Origin of the sequence: Rhodoferax sp. TH121 (assembly GCF_002251855.1) — a bacterium.
Lineage (GTDB): Bacteria > Pseudomonadota > Gammaproteobacteria > Burkholderiales > Burkholderiaceae_C > Allorhodoferax.
In genome coordinates this window covers 127,047-152,698 of sequence record NZ_NOXW01000021.1, presented here as the reverse complement: position 1 = coordinate 152,698, position 25,652 = coordinate 127,047, and the positions used below count along the sequence as shown (strand labels likewise).

At 62.5% G+C, this 25,652-nt stretch carries 23 protein-coding genes; 9 read left to right on the top strand and 14 right to left on the bottom strand.

What is annotated here, in order from left to right:
• Position 1 precedes the first annotated feature (1 nt).
• From CHU94_RS10690 to hemC, 3 genes are read right to left on the bottom strand one after another with little or no spacing between them, the layout of a single operon-like run.
• Positions 2-1,057, bottom strand: a complete 1,056-nt coding sequence (locus CHU94_RS10690) for a uroporphyrinogen-III C-methyltransferase (protein ID WP_094479652.1) — start codon at positions 1,055-1,057, stop codon at positions 2-4.
• Complete coding sequence (locus CHU94_RS10685; RefSeq protein ID WP_094479650.1) at positions 1,054-1,848, bottom strand: uroporphyrinogen-III synthase; 795 nt, start codon at positions 1,846-1,848, stop codon at positions 1,054-1,056. Before CHU94_RS10685 ends, CHU94_RS10690 begins: the two co-directional genes overlap by 4 nt.
• Positions 1,849-1,852: 4 nt before the next feature.
• Positions 1,853-2,773, bottom strand: coding sequence for a hydroxymethylbilane synthase (hemC, locus tag CHU94_RS10680; protein WP_094479648.1), 921 nt, complete (start codon positions 2,771-2,773; stop codon positions 1,853-1,855).
• A 99-nt stretch (positions 2,774-2,872) separates the two neighbouring features.
• On the opposite strand from hemC, the gene ppc reads away from it, so the two are divergent.
• A complete protein-coding gene (gene ppc, locus CHU94_RS10675) occupies positions 2,873-5,695 on the top strand; it encodes a phosphoenolpyruvate carboxylase (protein ID WP_094479646.1) in 2,823 nt (940 codons plus the stop codon).
• A gap of 35 nt (positions 5,696-5,730) precedes the next feature.
• On the opposite strand, the gene CHU94_RS10670 is transcribed toward ppc, so the two are convergent.
• The 3 genes from CHU94_RS10670 to CHU94_RS10660 are packed head-to-tail and all read right to left on the bottom strand — an operon-like array spanning position 5,731 to position 8,290.
• A complete protein-coding gene (locus CHU94_RS10670) occupies positions 5,731-6,492 on the bottom strand; it encodes an ABC transporter substrate-binding protein (protein WP_094479644.1) in 762 nt (253 codons plus the stop codon).
• The gene (locus CHU94_RS10665) at positions 6,489-7,256 is read right to left on the bottom strand and encodes a LytTR family DNA-binding domain-containing protein (protein WP_255033920.1); all 768 of its coding nucleotides are present in this window, start codon (positions 7,254-7,256) and stop codon (positions 6,489-6,491) included. The genes CHU94_RS10670 and CHU94_RS10665 overlap by 4 nt, the downstream gene beginning before the upstream one ends.
• Positions 7,253-8,290 carry a histidine kinase gene (locus tag CHU94_RS10660; RefSeq protein WP_094479640.1) on the bottom strand — a complete coding sequence of 346 codons (1,038 nt, stop codon included), beginning with the start codon at positions 8,288-8,290 and terminating at the stop codon, positions 7,253-7,255. The genes CHU94_RS10665 and CHU94_RS10660 overlap by 4 nt, the downstream gene beginning before the upstream one ends.
• 39 nt (positions 8,291-8,329) lie before the next feature.
• Here CHU94_RS10660 and argH point away from each other — a divergent pair, with 39 nt between their 5' ends.
• Positions 8,330-9,763, top strand: coding sequence for an argininosuccinate lyase (gene argH, locus CHU94_RS10655; RefSeq protein ID WP_094479638.1), 1,434 nt, complete (start codon positions 8,330-8,332; stop codon positions 9,761-9,763).
• A 94-nt stretch (positions 9,764-9,857) separates the two neighbouring features.
• Here the strand turns inward: argH and CHU94_RS10650 are convergent, their stop codons facing one another.
• The gene (locus CHU94_RS10650) at positions 9,858-10,919 is read right to left on the bottom strand and encodes a low specificity L-threonine aldolase (protein ID WP_094481003.1); all 1,062 of its coding nucleotides are present in this window, start codon (positions 10,917-10,919) and stop codon (positions 9,858-9,860) included.
• An 82-nt stretch (positions 10,920-11,001) separates the two neighbouring features.
• Here CHU94_RS10650 and CHU94_RS10645 point away from each other — a divergent pair, with 82 nt between their 5' ends.
• Complete coding sequence (locus CHU94_RS10645) at positions 11,002-11,598, top strand: helix-turn-helix domain-containing protein (protein ID WP_094479636.1); 597 nt, start codon at positions 11,002-11,004, stop codon at positions 11,596-11,598.
• A gap of 70 nt (positions 11,599-11,668) precedes the next feature.
• Here the strand turns inward: CHU94_RS10645 and CHU94_RS10640 are convergent, their stop codons facing one another.
• The 4 genes from CHU94_RS10640 to CHU94_RS10625 all read right to left on the bottom strand — a co-directional run bounded on the left by CHU94_RS10640 (position 11,669) and on the right by CHU94_RS10625 (position 13,965).
• On the bottom strand, positions 11,669-12,322 hold the full coding sequence (locus CHU94_RS10640; RefSeq protein WP_094479634.1) for a DNA-3-methyladenine glycosylase I: 654 nt from the start codon (positions 12,320-12,322) through the stop codon (positions 11,669-11,671).
• A gap of 95 nt (positions 12,323-12,417) precedes the next feature.
• Positions 12,418-12,960, bottom strand: a complete 543-nt coding sequence (locus CHU94_RS10635) for a DUF3455 domain-containing protein (RefSeq protein WP_094479632.1) — start codon at positions 12,958-12,960, stop codon at positions 12,418-12,420.
• A gap of 4 nt (positions 12,961-12,964) precedes the next feature.
• Complete coding sequence (locus CHU94_RS10630; RefSeq protein WP_217901309.1) at positions 12,965-13,363, bottom strand: cytochrome c family protein; 399 nt, start codon at positions 13,361-13,363, stop codon at positions 12,965-12,967.
• A gap of 5 nt (positions 13,364-13,368) precedes the next feature.
• Positions 13,369-13,965, bottom strand: a complete 597-nt coding sequence (locus tag CHU94_RS10625) for a ferritin-like domain-containing protein (RefSeq protein WP_094479628.1) — start codon at positions 13,963-13,965, stop codon at positions 13,369-13,371.
• A 323-nt stretch (positions 13,966-14,288) separates the two neighbouring features.
• Between CHU94_RS10625 and CHU94_RS10620 the strand changes: the two genes are divergently transcribed.
• From CHU94_RS10620 to CHU94_RS10605, 4 genes are all read left to right on the top strand, one after another.
• Positions 14,289-14,864, top strand: coding sequence for a sigma-70 family RNA polymerase sigma factor (locus CHU94_RS10620; protein ID WP_094481001.1), 576 nt, complete (start codon positions 14,289-14,291; stop codon positions 14,862-14,864).
• 10 nt (positions 14,865-14,874) lie between these two features.
• Positions 14,875-15,669: an anti-sigma factor gene (locus tag CHU94_RS10615; RefSeq protein WP_094479626.1), complete on the top strand. Its 795-nt coding sequence runs from the start codon at positions 14,875-14,877 to the stop codon at positions 15,667-15,669.
• Between the two features lie 486 nt (positions 15,670-16,155).
• Positions 16,156-16,698: a hypothetical protein gene (locus tag CHU94_RS10610; RefSeq protein ID WP_094479624.1), complete on the top strand. Its 543-nt coding sequence runs from the start codon at positions 16,156-16,158 to the stop codon at positions 16,696-16,698.
• Positions 16,676-17,050 carry a hypothetical protein gene (locus tag CHU94_RS10605; RefSeq protein ID WP_217901308.1) on the top strand — a complete coding sequence of 125 codons (375 nt, stop codon included), beginning with the start codon at positions 16,676-16,678 and terminating at the stop codon, positions 17,048-17,050. The genes CHU94_RS10610 and CHU94_RS10605 overlap by 23 nt, the downstream gene beginning before the upstream one ends.
• Before the next feature lie 25 nt (positions 17,051-17,075).
• On the opposite strand, the gene CHU94_RS10600 is transcribed toward CHU94_RS10605, so the two are convergent.
• Genes CHU94_RS10600 through CHU94_RS10590 form a run of 3 tightly spaced genes read right to left on the bottom strand, consistent with a single transcriptional unit; the run spans position 17,076 to position 19,146 of the window.
• The gene (locus CHU94_RS10600; protein ID WP_255033919.1) at positions 17,076-17,735 is read right to left on the bottom strand and encodes a plastocyanin; all 660 of its coding nucleotides are present in this window, start codon (positions 17,733-17,735) and stop codon (positions 17,076-17,078) included.
• A 10-nt stretch (positions 17,736-17,745) separates the two neighbouring features.
• Positions 17,746-18,192: a group 1 truncated hemoglobin gene (locus tag CHU94_RS10595; protein WP_094479620.1), complete on the bottom strand. Its 447-nt coding sequence runs from the start codon at positions 18,190-18,192 to the stop codon at positions 17,746-17,748.
• 24 nt (positions 18,193-18,216) lie between these two features.
• On the bottom strand, positions 18,217-19,146 hold the full coding sequence (locus tag CHU94_RS10590) for a DUF3034 family protein (RefSeq protein WP_094479618.1): 930 nt from the start codon (positions 19,144-19,146) through the stop codon (positions 18,217-18,219).
• Between the two features lie 202 nt (positions 19,147-19,348).
• Between CHU94_RS10590 and CHU94_RS10585 the strand changes: the two genes are divergently transcribed.
• Entirely contained in the window at positions 19,349-25,294 is a 5,946-nt protein-coding gene (locus CHU94_RS10585) for an MG2 domain-containing protein (protein ID WP_255033966.1), read from the top strand.
• Positions 25,294-25,623, top strand: a complete 330-nt coding sequence (locus CHU94_RS10580) for a GIY-YIG nuclease family protein (protein WP_176452004.1) — start codon at positions 25,294-25,296, stop codon at positions 25,621-25,623. Before CHU94_RS10585 ends, CHU94_RS10580 begins: the two co-directional genes overlap by 1 nt.
• The last annotated feature ends 29 nt before the right edge of the window (positions 25,624-25,652 follow it).

The following is a 25,652-nucleotide window of genomic DNA, read 5'->3' as shown; positions in this document are numbered from 1 at the left end:
ATCAGCGCCCCGCCGCTGCAGTGGTCAGCGCAGCCAGGGTTTCATCCACGCGCGGCAACTCCAACGCACGCGCCTGCCCCTGCAACTGCTGCAACAAGTTCTGGGCAGACTGCGTCTTGCGCGAAGACACATCGAAGTAACGGGCCAAGGCCGCGGAGGCAGCAGCCAAGTCCGAACGTGCCGCATCGTTGTGGCGCGTAAGGAGGCCCAACCGTGCGTTGAGCAATTTGAGCTTGAGGTTCTCGCGCAAGAAAAACGCCTGCTCTGGCGTTAACAGAACCGCGTCCGGATTGTCGATACGACTGACGCGCACCAAACTGCGCAGCTCGGCATGCACCACCGCCATGGCGCGGCTCCACCAACCTGCCATGGACTCAGCATCTTTGCGTTTGAGGCTCTCTGCCGGGCTGGGCAGTGCCACGGCATTGGCCACCGGCAGGTCATCGGTGAGCTGCACCAGCTCGTCGAGTTTGACCAACAAAGCGGGCAAATCGGCCAAAGCCGTGGCTTTGATACGGGCCACATCTTTTGCAATGGCTCGTTGCACCGGGGTCAGACGCGGCTGGGCCGCGCGGGCGACGCGCAGCTCCGCGGTCTTCAGGGCGGCCAGCAAAGGCTCGGCGCTGCCGGTGAGCTGGGCCTGCTGTTGCGCCAGGCGCACGCCAGACTCAATATCGACCACCAGGTTCTCATCACGCGAGCGCGACAGGCTTTGCATCAACTCTTCAAGCTGGCTGCGTTGCAGCGACACCTCACTCAAACGCGCCTCCGTCATGGCGAGCTTGGCCGAGGTTTCGATGGCCAGTTCTTGGGCCTGACGGGCCATCGCCCGTGCTTCGTTGGCCTGGGAGCCAGTGTCAGCGCTCTGTCGCGCCAATTGCTCTTGAATGGAACTGAGCTTTTGCCACAACAAGGCGCTGGCGACCAAGCCCACAGCGGCCACCACCGCCACACCTCGCAACCACCGGCGCGAGGACTTCACCGTCGGCAGCAAAGCTGCAGGCGGGGAGTGCTCCAGGGAAAGGGGTTCGGCAGGGACAGCTGGCTCGGGGTTCATTGCAACGATTCTATCGACGCCATTAGCGCAGGCAGCGCAGGACGTGACTCGCGCACCACACCGAATCCAGCGTCCCGTGCCGCCTTGCCAATGCGCGGGTGGGTCACCACCGCACGGGCCGCCTGCCAAGGCTGGTTGGGGCACTGGGCTTGCAGATTGGCAATGGCCTCTGAACTGCTAAACAACCATACCGTTCCGTCATGTGCAGCTGCTGTGGCAGTCTCCCGCTGCTGTGCATCCAGTTGTGGTTGCTGGCGCTGGTATGCCACCACAAAGTCCACCTGTGCACCGGCCGCTGTTGCCTGCTTGGCAAACCAGTCGCGCCCCACGCCCTCATCACTGCCGGAGCCATCCAAGGTGGTACCACGCACAATGAGCAGCCGAAAGCCCGCTCGCATCTGGCCGCGGACCACGCGCCACAGAGCTTCGGAGTCAAACAGGCCCGCCGCATGGTCGGGGGAGTCAATCCAGGCCGCTTCGGCACCCGCACGCAAGAGTGCTGAGTAACTACCGGGGCCAGTCACATACGCTCTCTTTTTTATAGCTGCTTGCGCAGAGAAAACGGACGTTCCGGCCGGTTTTAATGCAAAAAAGTGGTCCACCGCATTGCGACTGACGAACATCACCGCGTCCCACTGCGCGATCTGCCGCCAGGCTTCTTGCACGGCCTGCGGCTGCGCTGTGGGCAGCACCTCAATCAAAGGCAGGCTGGTAGCTTGGTAGCCTGCTCCTTGCAAGGTGCTGACCCACTTTTGGGCTTCGCCTTCGGGGCGGGTCACGATCACACGCATGGCATCAAACTCCAGTTGAGGGCAAGGCCTGCACACCAGCCTGCAGTTGTAGGGCCACCCGCTCGCCGAGCGCAGTGGCATCGGCCACGCTATGCACCGGGCCCTGGGCTTGTGCAGTCACCAGCGGGTGCCGGCCCTCGGCATCACCCCAGGCGGCACGGATATGCAGCTGCGCACCCTCCAGCGTAGCGTAAGCCGCCAATGGCATGGAACAGCTCCCGCCCATCATGCGGCTCACCGCCCGCTCGGCAGCGACGGCGAACCAGGTGGACTGGTGAGCCAAGTGCTGCAGCGCCGTACGCACATCGTCACGACCCGAACGAACCTCAATACCCAGGGCCCCTTGCCCGGCCGCTGGCAGCATCTGCTCCACCGCAAAAGTGCTGCGAATGCGGGACGCCAACCCCAAGCGCTTGAGCCCGGCAGCGGCCAGCACAATGCCGTCATACAGACCCTCATCGAGCTTGCGCAAACGGGTATCCAGGTTGCCGCGCAACGGCTCGATCTTCAGGTCCGGCCGCATGGCCCGCAGGAGTGCCACGCGGCGCAAGCTGGAAGTGCCCACCACCGCACCTTGCGGCAGCTCCGCCACGCTGGCGTAACGGCCGGACACCCAGGCATCACGCGGGTCCTCGCGCTCCATCACGCAGGCGAGCTCGAAGCCATCGGGCAGCTCCATGGGCACATCTTTGAGCGAGTGCACTGCAAGGTCGGCACGGCCTTCTTCGAGGGCCACCTCCAGCTCCTTGACAAACAGGCCTTTGCCGCCCACTTTGCTCAGTGAACGGTCCAGAATTTGATCCCCCTTGGTGGTCATGCCCAGCAGGGTGACTGAAGCACCTTGTTGCTCCAGCAAAGCTTTCACATGTTCTGCTTGCCAAAGGGCCAGCCGGCTCTCGCGTGTGGCGATCGTAAAATGAGGCAAAGTCGTAACCTGCTAGTAATCGATGGAATGCCTTCGATGCTAGCATGGGCCCGATCCTTGCTTCACTCGAAGCCCCTCCCACCCCCTCGATCCAGACCCATGAAAAAAGCACCTGCCGCAGAGACGGCCAAGCGCACAAAAGACAACGAGCGTCCCTTGGTAGAAGACATCCGCCTTTTGGGCCGGATCCTGGGTGATGTGATTCGGGAACAGGAGGGCGTCGAGGCCTACGAACTGATCGAGCAGATCCGCACCCTGTCGGTGGCGTTTCGCCGCGATGCCGACCACGAAGCCGACAAGGCCCTGAAGAAACTGCTCAAAGGCTTGAGCGGCGACCAGACGGTGAGCGTGATTCGCGCCTTCACCTACTTTTCGCATTTGGCCAACCTGGCCGAAGACCGCCACCACATTCGCCGCCGTGCCGTGCACGAGCGCGCGGGTGACACACAAGAAGGAAGCATTGAGGTGGCGATGTCTCGCCTGCGCTGGGCTGGTATTGCACCCAAAGCGATCTCACAGACACTGGCGCAAAGTTATGTCTCGCCCGTGCTCACCGCCCACCCCACCGAAGTACAGCGCAAAAGCATTCTGGATGCCGAACGCGACATCGCCCAACTGTTAACCACACGGGACGAAATCAAGCTGCGCGCTGTCTCGGTTGACAGCAAAAAAGACGCCCTCACCCCCAAAGAATTGGCCGCCAACGAGGCCCAGATGCGCGCCCGCGTGATGCAGCTCTGGCAGACGCGCCTGCTGCGCTTCTCCAAGCTCACCGTGGCCGACGAAATCGAGAACGCGCTGAGCTACTACGAATCCACCTTCCTGCGCGAGATTCCCAAGCTTTATGCCGACCTGGAAGACATGCTGGGCACCCAGCCTGTGCACAGCTTTTTGCGCATGGGCCAGTGGATTGGCGGCGACCGCGACGGCAACCCCAATGTCAGCGCGCAAACGCTGGAATACGCGCTACGCCGCCAGGCCGAGGTGGCCCTGCGCCACTACCTGACCGAGGTGCATTACCTGGGTGGTGAATTGTCCATCTCCGCCATGTTAGCCGACTGCACCCCCGAGATGCAGGCGCTGGCCGAGAGCTCGCCTGACCAAAATGCCCATCGCAAGGACGAACCTTACCGCCGCGCCCTGACCGGCATGTACGCCCGACTGGCCGCCACACTCAAAAATCTGACTGGCACCGAGGCTGCTCGCCACGCCGTGGCCCCGCAAAACCCCTACCTGCTGGCGCAGGAGTTTGTGTCCGATCTGCGGACTATCGCCGCCTCGCTCAAGGCCCACCACGGTGCAGCCCTGATCAAACAACGCCTGCACCCGCTGATCCGCGCGGTGGAGGTCTTCGGTTTTCACCTGGCCACGGTGGACCTGCGCCAGAGCTCGGACAAGCACGAAGAAGTGGTGGCCGAATTGCTGGCCACGGCCCGCGTGGAAGCCAACTACAACACGCTGGACGAAGCCGCCAAACGTGCCCTACTGCTGCGCTTGTTGAACGACGCCCGGCCGCTGCGCGTGCATGGCGTGGACTACTCGGCCCACGCTCAAGGGGAGCTCGCCATCTTTGCCGCTGCCAAGGTCATGCGCGAGCGCTTTGGCCATGAGGCCATCCGCCACTACATCATCAGCCACACCGAGACTGTGAGCGACTTGCTCGAAGTGTTGCTGCTGCAAAAAGAAGTGGGCCTGATGCGCGGCACACTGGACGCGCAAGCCACTGCGGACCTGATCGTCGTGCCGCTGTTCGAAACTATTGAAGACCTGCGCAACGCCGCGCCCATCATGCGCGAGTTCTACGCCCTGCCCGGCGTGGCCGAGTTGGTCAAGCGCAGTGGCTCCGAGCAGGACATCATGCTGGGCTACTCCGATTCCAACAAGGACGGCGGCATCTTCACCAGCAACTGGGAGCTATATCGCGCCGAAATCGCGCTGGTCGAGCTGTTTGATGTGCTGGCAGCCCAGCACAAGATCCAGCTGCGCATGTTCCACGGCCGTGGCGGCACCGTCGGCCGCGGCGGCGGCCCCAGCTATCAGGCCATCTTGGCCCAGCCTCCCGGTACCGTGCGCGGTCAGATACGCCTGACCGAACAGGGCGAAGTGATTGGTTCCAAGTACGCCAATCCTGAAATCGGCCGCCGCAACCTAGAAACCCTGGTCGCTGCCACACTGGAAGCCACGCTCTTGCAACCCACCAAGTCGGCCACCAAGGCTTTCCTGGAAGCCGCTGCTGAACTCTCCAGCAACAGCATGGCAGCCTACCGCGCACTGGTGTACGAGACCCCCGGCTTCACCGAGTATTTCTTTGCGTCCACACCGCTGCGCGAGATTGCTGAGCTCAACATCGGCTCGCGCCCAGCGTCGCGCAAGGCCTCGCAAAAGATCGAAGACCTGCGTGCGATTCCCTGGGGCTTCAGCTGGGGCCAGTGCCGCCTGACGCTACCCGGCTGGTTTGGCTTTGGCTCTGCCGTGCAAAAGTTCGTGAGCAGCGGCACCGCCGCCGAGCAGAAAGAGCGCCTGGCGCTGCTGCAAAAGATGTACAAGCAGTGGCCCTTCTTCGGCACCCTGCTCTCCAACATGGACATGGTGATGGCCAAGAGCGACTTGGCACTAGCCTCGCGGTACTCCGAGCTGGTGGGTGATGCCCGCCTGCGCAAGAAAATCTTTACCGCGATTGAGGCCGAATGGCACGCCACTGCGCAAGCGCTGGCTACCATCACGGGCGAGAAGAACCGCTTGGCCAACAACGCGGCGCTGCAACGCTCCATCCGCCACCGCTTCCCCTACATCGACCCCCTGCACCACCTGCAGGTGGAGCTGGTGCGCCGCTACCGGGAAGGCAAGGCCGACGAGCGCGTACAACGCGGTATCCACATCTCGATCAACGGCATCGCCGCTGGCCTGCGTAATACGGGCTAAAGCAACAGGGGCAGCGGCTGCGCGTGGGGGCTGCCTTACCTCCAGCGCGCCTCAATACGCGCGTATTCGCCAGACTTCTGGATTTTGTCCAACCCGGCGTCAAAGCGCGCGATCAGCGGCTCCACACCTGGCCTTCGCTTGGAAAAAGAGAGGTACAGCAGGGGCTCCACCAGCGTCCCACGCAGTACAAAACCCTCTCCCAGTTGGGGATGCACCCGGGCGATTTCCTGCGCCACCCGGTCATACACCAGCGCGTAGTCGACACGCCCGGCCACCAGTTTGCGCAATGAGATCAAATCTGACGGCGCCACGTCGCGCACCATGCGCGTGTCATTGTCAAACGCCTCGCCATAGTCATACCCGTTGGTCACCCCGATGCGGCGCCCCAGCAAGTCTGCGGGTTCCACTCGTGTCGGCCCCGGGTCTTGGCTTCGGCCATAGATCGCAATACGGGCCTTGAACAGGGGCCGCTTGTGCCACAGGTATTTGTCTTCGGTCCGCGCATCGCGCAAGGTGTCAAAACACCCCGCCAACGTGCCGTTGTCCACCTCTCGCATACACCGCGCATAAGGCAAGGACACCAGTTCCAGCTCCACACCTGCGGCGGCCCACGCCGCGCGCGCCAAGTCCACGGCAAAACCCACTGGCTTGCCTTCGGCAACGTAGGAATAAGGCCGCCAATCGTCCTCCGCACCAATACGGATGCGATCAGCTGCAACCGCGCCGCCCACCATTCCTGCACACAGCACCACACGGGCTATCCGGCGCAAGCAGCGAAACAACAAAGCACCGCTCATTGGGCGATCAGACCACGCACCGCTGCCAACTGGCGGCGCGACACCGACAGCAACTCTTCGACCCCCTGCAGACGCACCGCCCAGCCTTCGCCTTCCTCCGCGTCGTAATGCTTCTCCAGCGCCCGCACGGCCCACCGTGCCACGATGGCGTTGCGGTGGATACGCAGGTAGTGCTCCGAGTACTTGGACTCCAGATCGTTGAGCGAACCGTCCAGGATGTAACTGCGCACGGCGGTACGTACAGTGATGTACTTGAGTTCCGCCTTGAAGTACAGCACCTGCTGCAGTGGCACCCGCTCAGTGCGGTGGCGCTCCTGGATGACCAGCACCTCATCGGAGGTGAAAACACCTCCCAGCCCTGCTGGAATATGCGCAAGCCGCTCTGCTTTTTGTAGCGCTGCCTGCAGGCGCTCCAGCCGCACTGGCTTGGTCAGGTAGTCGGCAGCCTCCAGCTCGAAGGCCTGCAAGGCGTGTTCGGCATGCGCAGTGACAAACACCACCACGGGCGGCTGAGGCAAGGCTTTGAGGGTGTGCGCCAGCGCCAGGCCATCGGCACCGGGCATGTGAATGTCTAAAAACACCACATCCACTCGCCGCCCGCGCAGCAGCTCCAGCGCCTGGCCTGCGTTGGCGGCCTCAGCCACCACTTCGGCGCCTGGGTTGTAACAATCGCTCAGCAGCGTGCGCAGGCGGGAGCGGGCCAAGGCCTCGTCATCCACCACCATCACCTGCAAGCGCCGGGAGAGAGGGGCTGTTGCGCTCATACGGGAAACTCCATGCGAACCTGGTACACACCATCCTTGAGACCGCAGCGAAACTGCGCCTGCACATCATGCAGCAAAGCCAAGCGGTCCTGCACATTGCGCAGTGCCAGACCATGACCCTCGGAGCCCTGCCCGGCGGGCACAGTATTGGTTACCTTCACCACCACGGTGGCGCCGCGACGCTGGGTAGAAATGCGAACGGCCGCTCCGGTAGCGCTGGGCTCCACACCGTGGCGCACAGCGTTTTCGACCAGCGGCTGCAACAAGAGCGGGGGCAGTCTGGCCTGCTCGGCCTCGGGATCCAGGGACCACTGCACATCCAGGCGCTCGCCAAAGCGTACTTGCTCAATGGCCAGATAGCGCTGCGCCAGCGCTATCTCTTCCGCCAAGGTCACTGCCGTGTCCTGGTCCATCAGCGCATGGCGAAACAGGTCGCTCAAATCTTCCAGCAAGGCCTCAGCCTTGGCCGGCTCGGCGCGTACCAAAGCAATGGCACTGTTGAGTGTGTTGAACAAAAAATGGGGACGAATGCGCGACTGCAGCTCGGCCAGGCGGGCGGCTGTGTCGGCGGGGGTGCGTCCCTTGGCACGCATCACCAAGGCCGCCACCAAAATGGATGAAAGCAAGGCACCACTAAAAGCACTGGCCACCCAGGGCGCATCGAACAGCAAACCTGAGATGGCCAGCAGACCACAGCCGTACAACCCAGCCACCGCTCCCAGTGCAATCGCCGCAGAGTACTGCGCACCAGGCCGCAATCGCGCCAGCCAACGTTTGGCCGCGCAGGCAGAGAGCAGCCAGGCCAAGGTGGCTGGCAGAGCGCCACCCGTAATCAAGGAAAAGCGCAAGACCCAACTCCACGGCGTAGTGGCAGCAAAAATGGCCGCTACACCCATGGCCAGCTCCACAAACAACACCGCCCGCAGCACCACGCCCATTTGGCAGGCATCAAACACCAGGGCTGGAGCTTTGGCCTCCACCGGCTGTGCAGGAGCCAGCTCCTGGAACGTCGATAATATTTGGGTGTCGTTCATGTCCACCAGATTTTGACTCCATTCTGAGAAGCGTCCCCCATGTCCCAAAACCAATTCGATAAAAAGTCCCAGGCGTGGTCCGCGCTGTTTTCTGAGCCCATGAGTGATCTGGTCAAACGCTACACCTCCAGCGTGTTCTTTGACAAGCGCCTTTGGCAGGCCGACATTACCGGCAGTCTGGCGCACGCCGAAATGCTGGCTGCGCAGGGCATCATCAACGCTGACGACCACGCGGCCATCCAGAAAGGCATGGCCCAAATCTGGGGCGAGATTGAATCCGGCGCCTTTGAGTGGAAGCTGGATCTGGAGGACGTGCACCTGAACATCGAGGCGCGCCTCACCCAACTGGTGGGCGACGCCGGCAAGCGCCTGCACACCGGCCGCAGCCGCAACGACCAGGTCGCCACCGACGTGCGCCTGTGGTTGCGCGGCGAGATTGACCTGATTGGCGAGCTGCTGGTGGACCTGCAAAAGTCTCTGGTGGACGTTGCGGAAAAGAACACCGACGTCATCCTGCCAGGCTTCACCCACCTGCAAGTAGCCCAGCCCGTGAGCTTTGGCCATCACATGCTGGCGTACGTGGAAATGTTCAGCCGCGATGCCGAGCGCTTTGCCGAAGTGCGCCGCCGCACCAACCGCCTGCCCTTGGGCAGCGCCGCTTTGGCCGGCACCAGTTACCCGCTGGACCGCGAGCGCGTGGCCAAGACACTGGCTATGGATGGCGTGTGCCAGAACAGCCTGGACGCTGTGAGTGACCGCGACTTCGCCATCGAATTCACCAGCGCCGCCAGCCTGACCATGGTGCACATCAGCCGCATGAGCGAAGAGCTCATCATCTGGATGAGCCAGAACTTCGGCTTCATCAAGATTGCCGACCGTTTCACCACCGGCTCGTCGATCATGCCGCAGAAGAAAAACCCCGACGTACCCGAACTGGCACGTGGCAAGACTGGCCGCGTGGTCGGCCACCTGATGGGCCTGATCACCCTGATGAAGGGCCAGCCCCTGGCCTACAACAAGGACAACCAGGAAGACAAAGAGCCGCTGTTCGACACCGTGGACACCTTGAAGGACACGCTGCGCATCTTCTCCGAGATGATTGGCGGCCAGGTAAATGCGGCCACCGGCCAAAAGGAAGGCGGCATCAGCGTGAACGCCGAAGCCATGGAGCGCGCCGCGCTCAAGGGCTACGCTACTGCCACCGACCTGGCCGACTACCTGGTGAAGAAGGGCCTGCCCTTCCGCGATGCGCATGAGACCGTGGCCCACGCCGTAAAGGCTGCGCAGAGCCACGCCTGCGATCTGTCTGAACTGCCGCTGGAAGTGCTGCAAGGCTTCCACGCCAGCATCGATAAGGATGTGTACGAGTGCCTGAGCCTGCGCGGCTCGCTCAACGCCCGCAACATCTTGGGCGGCACGGCGCCTGCGCAGGTGAAAGCGCAGGTAGCGCGTCACCGGGCGCGTTTGGGCTAAGGTCTAACCAAGCACTTTCAAATGCGAAACGGGGGCTTAGCCCCCGTTTTTATTGCGCAAGCAGCTACAAAATTTGCAGCGCCTCTGAAGTCGCTCACCCCGCCAGAGCCCGCTCCAGATCGTCCGCCAGGTGGTCCACCGCCTCTTCAGTGGTCGCCCACGAGCACATGAAACGCGCGCCGCCGCCGATGAAGGTGTAGAAGGTCCAGCCCAGGGCCTTGAGGCGGGCGATGGCGGGTTCGGGCAGGTTGACGAAGACGCCGTTTACTTCGGTGGGCAGGAGCAATTCGGCGCCGGCAATGCCAGCGATCTTTTCCGACAGGCGATGGGCCATGGCATTGGCATGCGCCGCGTGGCGCAGCCAGGTGTTGTCGGTCAGCATGGCCAGCCAGGGGGCCGACAAGTAGCGCATTTTGGAGGCCAGTTGCCCGGCCTGCTTGCAGCGGTAGGAAAACTCTTCGCCCAGCTTGCGGTCAAAAAACACAATCGCCTCGCCAATCGGCAGGCCCATCTTGGTACCGCCAAAGCACAGCACATCCACGCCGGCGCGCCAGGTGATGTCGGCGGGCGCCACCTTCATCGCGGCCACGGCGTTGGCGAATCGGGCACCATCCATATGCACTTTCAGGCCATGCTCCTGCGCGATGCGGCTGATGCCGCTGATCTCGCCCTTTTGATAGATGGACCCCATTTCGGTGGACTGGGTGAGCGTGACCACCTTGGGCCGCGGGTAGTGCACATCGGTGCGGCGTGTGATGACTTCCAGCACGCCGGCTGATGTGAGCTTGCCGTGGCGGTGCGGGGCAGAGAGCAGCTTGGAACCGTTGGAGAAAAACTCGGGCGCGCCGCATTCGTCGGTTTCCACGTGGGCGGTGTCGCTGCAGATCACTGCCTGATAAGACTGGCATAGTGACGCCAGCGCAATCGAGTTGGCGGCCGTGCCGTTGAAGACGAAGAAGACTTCGGCGTCCGCCTCGAACACCTCGCGGATGCGGTCACATGCCAAGCGCGTGGCATCGTCATTGCCATAGGACGCCGCAAAGCCCGTATTGGCCGCCACGAACGCCTGCATGGCCTCGGGGCAGATGCCGGAGGTGTTGTCGCTGGCAAATTGCAGATAGTGGCCAGTGGGCAGAGAATTAGGCGCGGTGGTCATGGTGGCGTGGGCAGTGTAAGATTGGATGAGCGGATATTTCCGGTATATCGAACAAAAATCCATTTTACCGACCAAAACCACCATGGCGCAAGTCCCCTCCCCCCATCCCCTTCACGACGGCCCGCCCGCCGTCGGCTCCAAGCTGCAGGAAATCCGCAAGGCGCAGAAGCTATCGCTCGACGAGCTGTCCAAGCGCGCGGGGGTTTCCAAGTCCATGCTGTCGGAGGTGGAGCGCAATCAGGCCAACCCGACGGTGGGCGTGCTGTGGCGCCTGGCCACCGCGCTGGGCATCAGCCTCACCGACCTGCTAGGGACTGCCAGCGCCGACAAGGTCACGCCCACGGTGGAGCTGGTGCCCGCCCACACCATACCGGTAACCACCAGCCCGGACGGCAAATGCACGCTGCGCATCCTGGGGCCCATCGCTCTAGCGGGGCGAGTGGAGTGGTACGAGCTGGCTGTGGAGCCCGGCGGTGTGCTGGCCTCCGAGCCACACGAGGCAGGTGCCAAAGAACACCTCTCGGTACTCAGCGGCAGCCTGACTGTGCAGGCGGCCGACAGCAGCAAAGTGCTCAAAGCGGGCGATAGTGCGCGCTATGCAGTGGACGTGCAGCACGCCATCAGCAACACTGGCAAAGGCATGGCCAAGGCGGTGCTGGTGGTGGAGCACCTGGGCTAAAGGTTTTAGGCAAAATCGGGCGTAGGCCCTTATGGAATCTGCGTTAACAGCTACTGAATCAATAGCACTCTCAGGTATTCGTGGGTACCACAAAGTCTGCCCGCGCCTGCAAGGCCCGCCCCCGTGCATCGCAGCCTTCCAGGTGGTCGTTCACCAGGCCCATGGCCTGCATGAAGGCGTACATGGTGGTGGGGCCGACAAAGCTCCAGCCGCGCTTGCGCAAATCTTTGGACAGGGCGATGGACTCGGCCGAGGTGGTGATGCCGCTGAGGGTCTGGCGCGTGATCTGGCTGGGCCGGTTGGTGGCTTCGGGTTCGAAGCGCCAGAAGTAGGCGGCCAGCGACCCAAATTCTTTGCGCAGCTCGATGGCCTTTTGGGCGTTGTTGATGGTGGAAACGATCTTGCCGCGGTGACGCACGATGCCGGCGTCCAATACCAAACGTGTCACATCACTGTCGTCAAAGGCGGCCACCTTGTCCATGTCAAAGCCGGCAAAGGCGGTGCGAAAGCCCTCGCGCTTGTTCAGGATGGTGAGCCAGCTCAGGCCGGACTGAAAGCCCTCCAGACAGATCTTTTCGAACAGGCGGGTGTCGCTGTCCACGGGGTAGCCCCATTCGTGGTCGTGGTAATGCTGGTAGTGCGGCGTGGCACGGCACCACACGCAACGGGTGACCTGGCTGTCGTCGGCAAACAGGCCGGTAGGGGCGGTGGTGTCGTCAAGCATGGCGGGGCTCCCGGTTCAAAATTCAAATACTGTTTTTAACAACAGTATATGGCAGCTTCCGAAAGCCCCTTCCTTGCAGACCTTGCTGCCCTGCCTTACATGGCCTTGTAGAGGATGTAGTCTGCTTGGTATTGCACGATCTGCTTGGCGCCTTCGTTGGCCTGGGCACAAGCGGCCTTGGGCGCAATACCGCCCACCGTCGCCACGCGCTGGATATACGTCACACCCTGCATGGCGCCCATGCCCATGGCGGGGTTGGCCTTCACCAGCTGCAGCGGAATATTGGCGTCGCCATTCGGCGCCACGGCCACCTGCGTGGCGGTGACCTTGGAGCCGTCTGTGCTCTCCCAGGTGGCGGGCGGGCCATAGTAGCGGCCCACGACCTTGCCGCTGCGGTCCTTCAGGCCCGCATCCGGCCCCACAAACACCCATTCAAACTGGCCGGCCATGTCTTTCTTGGCACGGCACTGGTAGGTGATGTCGCCGGCGGCAGCGGTTTCCATTGCCACGGTGTGGCCTGCGGGCACCTTCACGGCGGCGGGCAACATGTCTTGGCTGAACGGTGCGCGCATGGGCTGGTTGGCGCAGGCGGCCAGAGCGGCGACGAGCACAAGGGACAAAGCGGTACGTGTTTTCATGGTCTTACTTTCTGGGGTTGGAAGAAGGATCGGAAGGGGAAGCGGGTACAGACACGGAGGCCAGATAGGCCACCACGTCGTCACGGTCTTGGGGAATGTCCAGGCGGTAGTTCATGTCCTGCCCAGGCACCACGGTTTCCGGGTTGGTGAGCCATGCCTTGAGCTTGGGCACGTCCCATACATGGGTGGCCGCAGCCATGGCCTCGGAATAGAAATAGCCACTGGCTTTGCCCGCCGTGCGGCCCACCACGCCGCGCAGGGCGGGGCCCACGCGGTTGGCATCCAGACTGTGGCAGGCAACACAGCGGCTCTCAAACAGCGCCTGTCCGCGTGCTACGGATTGGGCCTGGGCCCCTGCAGCGAGGCCCAGCAAACCCAGCAGCAACACACAGGGCAAACGCATATGCATCAAGCGCCGAAGGACAAAGCGCCTGCGGGCAGCGGACGACCCAACGCGTTTTGCAGCAGGGTGTAGTGCATGGTTTCATCGGCTGCCAAACGGCCTGCCACCTTGGCCAGGTCCTTGTTGCCAAAGGCAGGAATGACGCCCAGGTAGGCATTGATGGCACCCAGCTCCAGGCGGGCGGCCAAGTCCAGCACATCGCCCTGGTTACGCAGGGTGTCGGCTTTCAGCGCCTTGGCGTAGTCGTCCAGCTTCTTTTCCATCACCGGTGTGCCACCCAATTTCTGGATGGTGGCGATCAGCGCGTCGCGGTGGGCCTTGTGGTCGGCCTGAAAGCGCACGGCCACGTCCAGCACCGGCTTTTGCAGCAGGCCGCTGCCGGCGCCCAGTTGGTAAGCGTTGATCGCTTCATGCTCCAGGCCCAGGGCCACGTTCAGGATGCTCACGTCCTTGGAGGTATCACCCGCCATGCCTTGGGCCATGGCGTCTTTGCCAGCCAGCAGGGCCACCGCAACGGCAGACAGGGTGCCCGTGCGGCCCATGAAAGCACGGCGGGAGGGAACAGAAGCGCCAGAGGTGAGGGTTTGAATCAGGGATGTCATGGTCAGGTCCTTTACGAGGTGTTAGACGAAACAAGCGGGGCGAAAAATGCCGACCCACGCTCTCAATACGCACCCTGCCCCCGCTCTGGATTCAGATTGACCCAGTGCAGCACTCGGACATTGCAGGGCTGAATCCATGGCCACCTGCGCTGCGTACCCAGTACAGGCCCTATTGGCAGACATACCCGGCGATTCACATGATTTCTCCATCCAGCCCCCGTCAAACAAGCGCGAGAAGCTCCTCTTTTCATAGCAAGTTACGCGGCTTTGTGCGCAAGCCGCAACATGCGGCTGTGGTACCGCGCATGACACACAATGGCGGTATGACGCCTGACAACCACGACGCCCTGCTCATCGTCCTGCTGGACCGCATCGCCCACCAGGACGAGGCCGCACTCAAAGCCCTGTATGAACAATGCGCCAGCAAGCTCTACGGCCTGGCACTGCGCGTGGTTCCCCAGCGCGAGCTGGCCGAGGACGTGCTGCAGGATGCCTTCCTGACTGTGTGGCGCTCTGCGGCGGACTACCGCGCGTCTTTGAGTCCGCCCATGGCTTGGCTGGGCCTCATCGTGCGCAGCCGGGGTCTGGACATGCTGCGCCGACGCGCCGCCGAGCGCAGCCACCTGACCGACGAGCTGGACGAAGCATTGGCCGACACCCTGCCCGCCGACGCCCCCACGCCCATGGACACCGCCCAGGCCAGCGAACAGGCCTGGGCCCTGCACCAGTGCCTGGGCAAGCTGGAAAGCAAGCAACGCGAGGTGGTGAGCCTGGCCTATGTGCGCGACCTGAGCCATAGCGAGCTGGCCGAGCAATTGCGCCTGCCGCTGGGCACCGTGAAAACCTGGATCCGCCGCGGTCTGGACCAGTTGCGCATGTGCATGGCACGCTTTGCGTAAGGAGCCCGGCATGAACCTGCAACAACACCCCGAACTGCTGGACCGCCTGGCCAGCAGCTACGCACTGGGCACGCTGCGCGGTGGCGCCCGTCGCCGCTTTGAAGCCATGGCCCGCGAGCAAGCCCCCGTCCGCGCCGCCGCTCTTATCTGGCAAAGCCGGCTGTCCAGCCTGAACGAATTGCAGCCCCAGGCCCAGCCGAGCAGCGCGGTGTGGACTCGCATCGACAACCTGGTGCAAGGCGAGAAACAAAGCGCTGTGCAACAAGCAGTGCGCGCGCAAGCAACCTCAACAGCTGCAGAATCCGCTGGCATTGGCAGCTGGCTGCGCAGCCTGACCGTGTGGCGCACGGCCACCGCAGCGGGGGCGTTTGCCACCATCGCCGCCGTGTCGGTCGGCATCGGCATGCGCGAGGAGCTGGGAGGCGAGATCGCGCGCCTCCAAACCCAACTGCAAAGCACCCCGCACATCGAATACGTGGCCGTGCTGGCCGACGACAAGTCGGCTGCATCCATGTTGGTGACGTTTGACCCCAAGGCCAAAAAGCTCACGCTGCAACGCGTGGGTGGCTACCAGGAAGCCGACGACCGCTCCCTGCAACTCTGGGCCCTGCCGCCCTCCGGTGGCCCCAAATCGCTGGGCGTGCTGGGCAGCGACAAGCTGCTGCGCCTGACCGCTGGTGAGAGCGATGTGCGCGAAGTCCCCACCCTGGCCATCAGCCTGGAACCCAAGGGCGGCGTGCCCAGTGAAACCGGGCCGACCGGGCCGGTACTGTTCAAGGGGACGTTGATTCAGAAGATGCTGTGAGGCGATGGCCGGGGTGCAATGCCCCGGTTGGATTTATAAGAAATTGGCCCCTAACGCCCGTGTATATTGCGCAAGCAGCTACTAAATTGATAGCTTTATGTGCTCTTGGCTTCTGTCGGGCTGTGTGGGCGCGCAGAGCCGGGGCTATGGGCCCCCGCCTCATACTGTCAAATGCCCAGAAATCGGCGAGAGCCCATAGCCCCGGCTCTGCGATTCGCCATATTGGTAAATCCACGTCAGAAATTCGTTGCTCCCATACAAGCCAAACTTCTTACAGAAAAACAAACCCGCCAGGTGCGCACGAGATTGGCCAACACAATGCTGGGCTACGCTATGGAATAGCGTCGAAATTTTTCATATGGCACGACTCTCGACCCATACCGAAATATCAACCGCTCAATCTCACCGAAAGTCTTCAGCAATCCTGGATTACGCAACTCGGCTTCTCAAATTTCCACTCATCCGTTTCCCGGAGTAAACAACCAAATGGCAACAGGTCTATCAAATAAGCTCACCGGCCAGATTGGCGAATACTTGGCTTGTGCAGAACTCGGGCGAAGGGGGCTCATCGCAACAACCTTTACTGGAAACGTCCCCGAGTTTGACCTGATTGTGTGCAATGACATGTTGCAAACAATCCCTATTCAGGTGAAGACTACCCGGGGGAAGACATGGCCTAGTCGTGCAGACTTATGGCTGGACATTGAAATAAATGAAGTCACGAGAAAACAAGTAAACCGTGGCAAAAAGCCTATCGAGCACCCGGATTTGGTTTTCATCTGCATTGCGCTAGGGGCGGCTCATGGTGAAGACCAATTTTTTATATGCAAGAAGACTGATATACAGAATGCTTGCATTTCTTCCTACGTGAAATGGATGGAGCCCAAAGATTGGATACGCCCGATCAATTACAAGTCACTCGACAATCGATATGGCGTAGAGGATTTGTTGCAGTTCAAAAACAATTGGGCGCTAGTTGAGCAACTTTTGACCAGATCCAACCGGCGTGAAACACCTACTCTGGATTGACTGCACCGCCGGTGCGCTGGCCGGTGTCGCCATGTTGTTACTGCTGGACTGGCTGGCCGCGCTGTACGGCATGCCGACAGACCTCTTGGTGTTCATCGGCGTCGCGAACATGCTCTACGCGAGCTATTCGTTCTCACTGGCCATCCGCCGCACACGCACTCCACGCGCGCTCAACGCCTTGATCGTCGCCAACGGTGTGTGGGCATTGGTATGCGTAGGCATCGCTGTGTGCTGGGCAGACACGGCCACACTTTTTGGCATGGCACATCTGCTGGTCGAGGCGCTGTTTGTGGGCAGCCTGGCCAGCCTGGAGTGGAAGTGGCGCGGGCAGCTTTTGGCACCTGGCCGCTAAACACCGCGCACCACTCCTTGCAAGATCAGCTGCGCCGGCGCGGCGCCACATCCAGCTGAAACGTCACCTTCCCCGGTGCCGCCAATACATTCACCTGCAGCGGCGTTTTTTCCACCAGCTGCGCGGCATGCCAGACCTTGATGCTGGCGGCGCCCTCGGGCACCTCCTCCAGCACGGCCACACCCTCACTGTTGGTCTTCACCGTCCAGGGCGAATCGGCCACATAGATGGCACCGCCCATGCGGCTGTGAATGAAGCAACCCAACAGGGCTGCGCCCATGGCGCCGGGTTTGTCCATGGTGAAGACGGCAGCGCTGGCGGGTTTGCCCTCGGCCTTGCCTTCCAATACGGCCGATTGCCCGTCTGACGCGCCCACCGCAGCACCAGCAGCCCCCACACGCACGTGGTGGTTCCAGGGGTCGCTGTTGATGAAACGCACGCGGGCGCCAACGGCCACCACGGTGACAGCGGGCACAAACTGCTGTTTCTCCTGGTTCACCACAGCGCTGTTGGGCAGCGGTGTTTTGGGCTGGCCTTTGCCACTAGGGATGACGATCACCACCGCATCGGGTGTAGGCTTGCCATCGCGGTCCAGCACCAGTACTTCCAGCGTGCCAGCGGCTGCTCCGCTGGCGGCCAGGGCCCACGCCGCACAGATGGCGGCCATACTCACAGTGAAACGCATGGTGCGGTACTCACTTTGCGGTAATCACGTCACGGTGCATGGGCGCCAGGCGCGCCAGCAACTGGTTTTGCGTGGCAAACGGAATACCGCGCGCATCCATGGCGAACTGCAGCACTTCCACCAGCGCGTTGAATTGCGCCTTGTTGATTTCCATGCCAGCGTGGGCGGACTTCATGTCGGCGCCCTGGTATTTGCAAGGGCCGCCGCTCACCACGCAAAACTGGTCCACCAGTTGCTCTTGCAGGTAGGACGACTTGGTGTCTTTGAACTGTTCGCCAATGCGTTTGTCGGCCTTGAGGCCCGCCACAAAGACTTCCATCAGTGCTTCGAGGCCGGGCTTGGCGCCCAAGGCTTGGTAGAGCGCGTCGTTTTGCGCGGGGGCAGCGCTTTGCGCCATAGCGGGGGTGGCGGCCAGGCCCAGGGCGGCAATCGTGAGTGTGATGAGGAGGTGTTTCATGTCAAATCCTTGCTGTGTTTCAAATCAGAACGCCACTTGGGCCGAGAGGTAGAAGCCGGATTGGCTGCGGTTGGCGGTGACGCCGGGCAACACGCGGCCCAGGTCCACATAGGCCAAGGTGATGGAGGTGTTTTTGTTGGGCGCCCAGGCCACAAAGAGGTCTTTCCACGCGTCCTCTTGCAGGCCTTCGCCCAAACCATTGGCTTGGCCCATGGCGCGCAAGTTATTGGGCTTGGCGCGGTACTCGGCACCAATCGCCAAGTCTTTGCGTAGCAGGTAGGCCACCGATACCTCGGGCACCCAGCTGCCTTCGTTGGTGCCCGGCGCCTTGCTGCCGAAGCCGACGAGGCCATTCTGGTTGGCATTGGTGTAGCGCAGCGTGCCATTCAGCAACAGGCTTTGGCCCAAAAACAGCTTGGTCGCGCTCACATAAAAGTCGGTTCCGGTGGTCTTAGCACCCAAAAAATCCAGCACCGGCTTGATGGAGCCCGCGTCCACCGACTTCTGCTCCACACCGACGGCGATCTGGGGCATCCAGCTGTCGCTGTCCAGCACGGCGTCGCCAGCGACTTTCAGCTTCACGCCCAGCACGTCCATCTTCACGCGCTGGCCGTTTTGGACCGCAAAGCCCAGGCCATTGAGCCCGGTGACGGGCGAGGCGTCAAAGTCTTGCCGCGCCAGCGAGATCTCCAGCCGGTCGTTAAAGGCAAAGGCCACGCCCATGGTGTTGAGGCTGTAGTCCTGCGTGGTGGCGCGGCTCACATGGGCCGACACCCCCAACTCGCCCTCGGTGGCGTTAGTGCCGATGACAGCCCAGGGTGTCAGGCCGCCGCCGGCGGCACCGTCGATGGAGCTGACGCCCCCGGTGAGCAGGAGTTTGCCGGTGTCGGCACAGGCCAGGCCGCTGCACAGGCTGACGGCGCTGACGAGCAATGCGGTGCGAAAGTGGTTCATGGGGCGTCCAATCGATCTGAGTTAGGAATGGGCACGCAAGCAAATGCGTTGCGGCTTGTTACAGGTACGCAGCCCAAAGCCGACTGGATTCAATGGGTTTCAATTTTTTTCGGCTACCCTTCCCCTCTGCTTTTCGGGAGCCCGCGTGAAAACACCAAAAATCCTTCTCGCCTGCGGCCTGGCCGCGTCCTCGTGGGCCGCCATGGCCCTGCAAATCACCAGCCTCTCCCCCCAAGGAGAAATTGCCCAGATACGCCAGGTGGTGGCCAAATTTGACGAAAGCGCCGTCAACTTTGGCGACCCCAAGGCAGAGGCCCCGCTCACCCTGAGCTGCAGCGATGCCCAGGTCACGAAGGGCACGGGCCGCTGGGTGAACGACCGGGTGTGGGCATTTGACTTTGAGAACGACCTTCCGCCCGGCATCAGCTGCACCGTGCAGGCCAAAGCAGGCTTTAAATCGCCCAAAGGCGCAGCGCTCACGGGCGCGAGCAGCTACAAATTCAATAGCGGCGGTCCGTTTGTGCAGAGCATTCGCCCCTACTCAGGCAGCCGCATCGACGAAGAACAATTCTTCACCCTGCGCCTCAACGGTGCCGCCACGTTGGAGAGCGTGCAGGCCCATGTGTGGTGCGCGGTAGAAGGTCTGGGTGAACGCGTGGCGATTCGCCTGATCAGCGGCAAAGACCGCGAAGCCCTGCTGCAGGCACAAGGCATGGAATCGGAGGCCAAGGCCAACCCGCTGTCCATCGTCACGCTGGCGTGCAACCGCACGCTGTCCTCATCGGCCAAGGTGCAACTGGTGTTTGGCAAGGGTGTGACCACGCCCGTGCGCGGTGGCGCAGCCACAGGTGTGCCCAACAGCGTGGAGAAACGCTTCAACTTCCAGGTGCGCGAGCCTTTTGCGGCCACCTTCAGCTGCGAACGCGAAAACGCGCAGAGCGCCTGCCTGCCGATTCGCCCCATGACGCTGAACTTCAACGCACCGGTGCCAGTGAAGCTGCTGCAAGGCATTCGTCTGGTGGGTGGCAAAGAGAGCTTCAAGCCCAGCCTGGGAGAGGAGCAAGACGAAGATGGCGTGGTCAACGGCATCAGCTTCGAGGCACCGCTGCCCGAGCAAACCGCGTTCACCATTGAGCTGCCCAAGAACTTCAAAGACGCTTCGGGCCGCACGCTGCGCAATGCCGACAGCTTTCCGCTCAAGACCGCCACCGCCGCCAGACCGCCGCTGGCCAAGTTTGCCGCGTCACCCTTTGGCATCGTGGAGCGTTTTGCCGAACCCAATGGCGTAGCCCTGCTGCCCGTCACCCTGCGTAACGTGGAAGCCGCGCTGAATGTCAAGGGTGTGAACACCGAACAGGCCAAACCCAACGCCAAAGCGCCCGCCGGCAAGGTCAGCACCTTCCAGCCGGGCACCGATGCCGACATCATTGCCTGGTGGCGCAAGGTACAGCGCTACGACAGTTACACCGTGTCGCGCAAGCAGGCCGCAGCCGATGTGCAAGGCCCGCTGCCCAAAATCGTGAGCGATGCCGACAAATACGGCGTACAAACCCGCATGGTGTCGCTCTTGCAAGGCCGTCCGAATGTGAAGACGCTGGACTTGCCCAAGCCAGAGAACAACGACCCGCGCCCCTTTGAAGTAGTGGGCATTCCCCTCACGCCCGGCTTCCATGTGGTTGAAATTGCCTCGCAGCGGTTGGGCAACAGCCTCCTGGACAAGCGTCATGGCGAAAGCCGCACCATGTACGTGCGCACCTCGGCCCTGGTCACCAACCTGGGCGTGCACTTCAAGCTGGGGCGCGAGAACGCGCTGGCCTGGGTCACTTCGCTGGACAAGGGTGCACCGGTGGCCGGTGCCACCGTGCGCGTGTCCGACTGCCGGGGCAAAGAGCTAGCCACCGGCGTCACCAATGCGCAAGGCGTGGCCAACTTTGAGGGCCTCTCGCCCCAGCCCCCGCGCTGCAGTGGGGAAGACGGTTATGGCCAAGCCTACTTTGTGAGCGCACGCGCCAGCCAGTCAGCGGGCGACGGCAAAGGCACGGCGCAAGACCTGGCCTTCACGTGGAGCGACTGGAACCGTGGCATCGAGCCCTGGCGCTTCAACGTGCCCACCAGCCGCGACGCGGTACCCGACGAACGTGCCCACACCGTGTTTGACCGCACGCTCTTGCGCGCGGGCGAAACCGTGTCCATGAAACACCTGCTGCGCACCGAAACGTCCAAAGGCTTTGGCCTGCCCGCCGAGCAGCCCGACACCCTGCTGATCACCCACGTGGGCAGCGGCCAGCAGTACGAGCAGGACCTGAAGTGGCGCAAAACCGCTACCGGTGGCCTGAGTGCCGAGAACAGCTTCTCCATCCCGCCCGCAGCCAAGCTAGGCGTCTACCAAGTTCAGCTGTCTGGCAGCCGGCAAGACCAGGACTTCTACACCGGCCAGTTCCGCGTAGAAGAGTTCCGCCTGCCAGTGCTGGAAGGCCGCGTGACGCCAGCCGAGAAGAAGGCGCTGGTGCATGTGGACAAGGTGCCCGTGGATGTGCAGATCAACTACGTATCGGGTGGCGGTGCGGTGAACCTGCCCGTGCGTGTGTCGGCGCTGGTGCGCAGCAAGTCCCTGAGCTTTGCCGACTTCAGCGAATTCAACTTCTCCGCCCCGCGCGGCAACCAACAAGCCAGCAGTGGCGAGGGTGAAGAAGACAGCAACGCCAGCGCAGACAACCGCGTGATTGCCGACAAGCTGCCGCTGACGCTGGACAAAAGCGGCGCAGGCAAACTCACACTGGAACAAGTGCCCAAAAGCCGCCAGCCGCAAGACCTGCTGCTGGAGGCCACCTACTCCGACCCCAACGGCGAAGTGCAAACCATTCGCAGCACGCAAACGCTGTGGCCCGCCAGCGTGGTGGCCGGCATCAAGACCGAAGGCTGGGTGTCCAGCAGCCAGAAAATCAAGTTCCAGGCCCTGGCGCTGGACCTGACGGGCAAGCCGCAAGCAGGCGTGGCGCTGGAAGTGAAAGCCACTGCCCGCATCACCACTACCACGCGCAAGCGCATGGTGGGCGGCTTCTACACCTACGACAACAAAACCAGCACCAAAGAAATGGGCAGCGTCTGCAGCGGCAAGAGCGATTCGCGCGGCCTGCTGTTGTGCGAAACCGAACTCAACGAAGCCGGTGAAGTGGAACTGGTGGTGACCGCCAAAGACGGCGCTGGCAACAGCATTCAGGCGGCCTCTTCGGTCTATGTCACCAAACAGGGCGAGCTGTGGTTTGGTGGCGAGAACACCGACCGCATCGACCTGCTCCCCGAAAAGAAGGCCTACCAGCCCGGTGAGACGGCCAAATTCCAGGTGCGCATGCCCTTCCGCTTTGCCACCGCGTTGGTGTCGGTGGAGCGCGAAGGCATTGTGCAGAGCGAGGTGGTGCAGCTCAACGGCCAGGACCCCACCATCAGCCTGAAGATTCAGGAAGGCTGGGGCCCCAATGTGTATGTGAGTGCACTGGTGCTGCGCGGCCGCCTGCGCGAGGTGCCGTGGTACAGCTTCTTCACCTGGGGCTACAAGGCCCCGCGCGAGTGGTGGACCAGCTTCTGGTACGAGGGCCGCGAATATGTGGCGCCCACCGCGTTGGTGGATTTGAGCAAGCCCGCCTTCCGCCTGGGCGTGGCGGAAATCCGCGTGGGTACCAAGGCCCACCAGCTCGACGTGAGCGTGAAAGCTGACAAGGAAAGCTACGCCGTGCGCGGCAAGGCGCAGGTCACTATTCAAGTGAAGCTGCCCAACGGCCAGCCAGCGGCCGGTGCCGAAGTGGCCCTGGCCGCCGTCGACCAGGCCCTGCTGGAGCTGATGCCCAACAGCAGCTGGAATCTGCTGGACGCGATGTTGCAGCGGCGCAGCTGGGGCGTGGAAACGTCCACCGCGCAGATGGAAATCATTGGCCGGCGCCACTATGGCCGCAAGGCCGTGGCACCCGGCGGTGGTGGTGGCCACAGCGGTGCGCGTGAGCTGCTGGAAACCCTGCTGCTGTGGAACCCCAGCGTGAAGCTGGACGCCAACGGCCAGGCGGTGGTCACCGTGCCGCTGAACGACGCACTGACCACCTTCAAGATCGTGGCCGTGGCCGATGCCTTCACCGGCATGTTTGGCACGGGTAGCACCAGCATCCGCGCCACGCAGGACTTGCAGATCATCAGCGGCCTGCCGCCGCTGGTGCGCGAGGACGACCAGTACCGCGCGCAGCTGACCCTGCGCAACACCACCAAGCAGGCCATGAAGGTGCTGGTAGCACCGCGCGCCACGCTGCTGACGATGGAGCCACAAACCGTGGACATCCCCGCAGGCGATGCACGCGAAGTGGCCTGGAACGTGACCGCACCGGCCCAGCTGGCGCTGACCCGTAACGAGGCCATCCTGTGGGAGATTGAGGCCAAGGACACGATCAGCGGTGCCAGGGATGCGCTCAAGGCGCGCCAGCGCATCGTGCCCGCTGTGCCGCTGACTGTGCAGCAGGCGACGCTGATGCAGATTGACGGCCCATTCACCCTGGACGTGAACGCCCCCGCCGACGCCCTGCCCGGCCGTGGTGGGCTCAAGATGTCGCTACAGCCCAAGCTGGCCGAAGGCCTGCCGGGCGTGAAGGACTGGTTTGCCACCTACCCCTTTGCCTGCCTGGAGCAAAAGACCAGCAAGAGCGTGGGCCTGCGCGACGGCAAGCTATGGCAGACCGTGGCCACGCAAATCCCCAGCTACGTGGATAGCGATGGCTTGGCCAATTACTTCCCGCCGCGCGATGGCGAGGCCAACCGCGGCAGCGACACGCTGACCGCCTACCTGCTGGCCGCCACGCATGAGGCGTCCACCATCAACCCCGCATTCGCACTCAGCGACGAAATCCGCGCGCCCATGGAGCGCGGCCTCATCGCCTTTGTGGAAGGCCGCATTCAGCGCGAGTTCTGGAGCCCACGCAAGGACCTGGACATGCGCAAGCTGGCCGCCATCGAAGCGCTGTCGCGCTACGGCAAGGCCCAGGGCCGCATGGTGAACAGCATCACCATTGCGCCCAACCAGTGGCCCACGCATTCGGTGATTGATTGGCTCAACATCCTCAAGCGCGTGAACGACGTGCCCGAGCGCGACAAGCGCATCGCAGAGGCCAACCAGATCCTGCGCAGCCGCATCAGCTACCAGGGAACCAAGATGATCTTCAGCAGCGAGAAGGACGACTACTGGTGGTGGCTGATGCAAAACGGCGACGTGAACACCGCGCGCCTGATCCTGGCCGTGATGGACGACCCGGCCTGGAAGGACGACATGGGTCGCCTGGCCAACGGCTTCATCAGCCGCCAGCAAAACGGCGCCTGGCACACCACCACCGCCAACCTTTGGGGTGGCCTGGCACTGGAGAAATTCAGCGCCAAGTTTGAGGCCGTGCCGGTGGCCGGCGGCACCAAGGCCAGCATGAGCACGGGCAGTGCCGCCGTGGACTGGAGCAAGGTCGAACGCATCAAGACCACCGATGCATCGGGGGCCGCGCACCAGACCACCATGTTTGGCGCACCCGCATCACCGGGCAACCTGCGGAACAACACCATGTTCCTGCCTTGGGGCAATACGGCCGCCAAGGACACGCTCAACGTGACCCACCAGGGCGCCGGCAAACCTTGGCTCACGCTGCAGTCTGTGGCTGCGGTGCAGCTGAAGGCGCCCTTCTTTGCCGGCTACCAAATCAAGAAGACCATCACCCCCGTGGAGCAGGCCAACAAGAACCTGCCTGCCGGCAGCTACACGCGCGGTGACGTGCTGCGCATCAGCATCGAGGTGAACGCCAGCGCCGACATGACCTGGGTCGCCATCACCGACCCCGTGCCCGGCGGCGCCACCATTTTGGGTAGTGGTTTAGGTCGCGATTCCGAGATTGCGACACAAGGCGAGAAACGCGATGGCTACGGCTGGGCCGCGTTTGAAGAGCGCAGCTTCGAATCCTTCCGCAGCTACTACGAGTACCTGCCCAAGGGCGTGGTGAAAATGGAATACACCATCCGCCTGAACAACATCGGCGAGTTCTCGCTTCCGCCCTCACGCGTGGAAGCGATGTATGCGCCGGAGATGTTTGGGGAGGCGCCGAACATGAAGGTGAAGGTGGAGGCTGCGAAATAATGTCAGCGCCTCAGCCAGCGTTGTTTCGATATGTCGTCTACAAGATCACTTTTCCAAACGGAAAGATCTATGTGGGGAAGGATGAGGGAGCGCCAGGTCACTCCTTGCGCTATTTCGGTAGTTGGGACAACGCTCTGGTCGAAAAAGATTTCACCAAGACCGACCTTCTCGACCTCACCTTGCGCAAGCAAATTCTTTTCGAGTCGGATGACAAGCTTGAAATTCGAAGAAAAGAAAGTGAGTTCATTCGAATACTGCAGAGCAATGACCCTGCTATCGGCTACAACCAAACGCACCGAAAACGCGCGGCCAAATCTCCACTTGAATGAGCGCTGGAAGCCGCTTTCACCCGCGCAGT

What these genes read in the sequence shown, in the direction of transcription:
- CHU94_RS10690 (WP_094479652.1), bottom strand. Translation starts at nt 1,057, where the DNA reads ATGAACCCCGAGCCAGCTGTCCCTGCCGAACCCCTTTCCCTGGAGCAC.
- CHU94_RS10685 (WP_094479650.1), bottom strand. Translation starts at nt 1,848, where the DNA reads ATGCGTGTGATCGTGACCCGCCCCGAAGGCGAAGCCCAAAAGTGGGTC.
- ppc (WP_094479646.1), top strand. Translation starts at nt 2,873, where the DNA reads ATGAAAAAAGCACCTGCCGCAGAGACGGCCAAGCGCACAAAAGACAAC.
- CHU94_RS10670 (WP_094479644.1), bottom strand. Translation starts at nt 6,492, where the DNA reads ATGAGCGGTGCTTTGTTGTTTCGCTGCTTGCGCCGGATAGCCCGTGTG.
- CHU94_RS10665 (WP_255033920.1), bottom strand. Translation starts at nt 7,256, where the DNA reads ATGAGCGCAACAGCCCCTCTCTCCCGGCGCTTGCAGGTGATGGTGGTG.
- CHU94_RS10660 (WP_094479640.1), bottom strand. Translation starts at nt 8,290, where the DNA reads ATGAACGACACCCAAATATTATCGACGTTCCAGGAGCTGGCTCCTGCA.
- argH (WP_094479638.1), top strand. Translation starts at nt 8,330, where the DNA reads ATGTCCCAAAACCAATTCGATAAAAAGTCCCAGGCGTGGTCCGCGCTG.
- CHU94_RS10650 (WP_094481003.1), bottom strand. Translation starts at nt 10,919, where the DNA reads ATGACCACCGCGCCTAATTCTCTGCCCACTGGCCACTATCTGCAATTT.
- CHU94_RS10645 (WP_094479636.1), top strand. Translation starts at nt 11,002, where the DNA reads ATGGCGCAAGTCCCCTCCCCCCATCCCCTTCACGACGGCCCGCCCGCC.
- CHU94_RS10640 (WP_094479634.1), bottom strand. Translation starts at nt 12,322, where the DNA reads ATGCTTGACGACACCACCGCCCCTACCGGCCTGTTTGCCGACGACAGC.
- CHU94_RS10635 (WP_094479632.1), bottom strand. Translation starts at nt 12,960, where the DNA reads ATGAAAACACGTACCGCTTTGTCCCTTGTGCTCGTCGCCGCTCTGGCC.
- CHU94_RS10630 (WP_217901309.1), bottom strand. Translation starts at nt 13,363, where the DNA reads ATGCGTTTGCCCTGTGTGTTGCTGCTGGGTTTGCTGGGCCTCGCTGCA.
- CHU94_RS10625 (WP_094479628.1), bottom strand. Translation starts at nt 13,965, where the DNA reads ATGACATCCCTGATTCAAACCCTCACCTCTGGCGCTTCTGTTCCCTCC.
- CHU94_RS10620 (WP_094481001.1), top strand. Translation starts at nt 14,289, where the DNA reads ATGACGCCTGACAACCACGACGCCCTGCTCATCGTCCTGCTGGACCGC.
- CHU94_RS10615 (WP_094479626.1), top strand. Translation starts at nt 14,875, where the DNA reads ATGAACCTGCAACAACACCCCGAACTGCTGGACCGCCTGGCCAGCAGC.
- CHU94_RS10610 (WP_094479624.1), top strand. Translation starts at nt 16,156, where the DNA reads ATGGCAACAGGTCTATCAAATAAGCTCACCGGCCAGATTGGCGAATAC.
- CHU94_RS10600 (WP_255033919.1), bottom strand. Translation starts at nt 17,735, where the DNA reads ATGCGTTTCACTGTGAGTATGGCCGCCATCTGTGCGGCGTGGGCCCTG.
- CHU94_RS10595 (WP_094479620.1), bottom strand. Translation starts at nt 18,192, where the DNA reads ATGAAACACCTCCTCATCACACTCACGATTGCCGCCCTGGGCCTGGCC.
- CHU94_RS10590 (WP_094479618.1), bottom strand. Translation starts at nt 19,146, where the DNA reads ATGAACCACTTTCGCACCGCATTGCTCGTCAGCGCCGTCAGCCTGTGC.
- CHU94_RS10585 (WP_255033966.1), top strand. Translation starts at nt 19,349, where the DNA reads ATGGCCCTGCAAATCACCAGCCTCTCCCCCCAAGGAGAAATTGCCCAG.
- CHU94_RS10580 (WP_176452004.1), top strand. Translation starts at nt 25,294, where the DNA reads ATGTCAGCGCCTCAGCCAGCGTTGTTTCGATATGTCGTCTACAAGATC.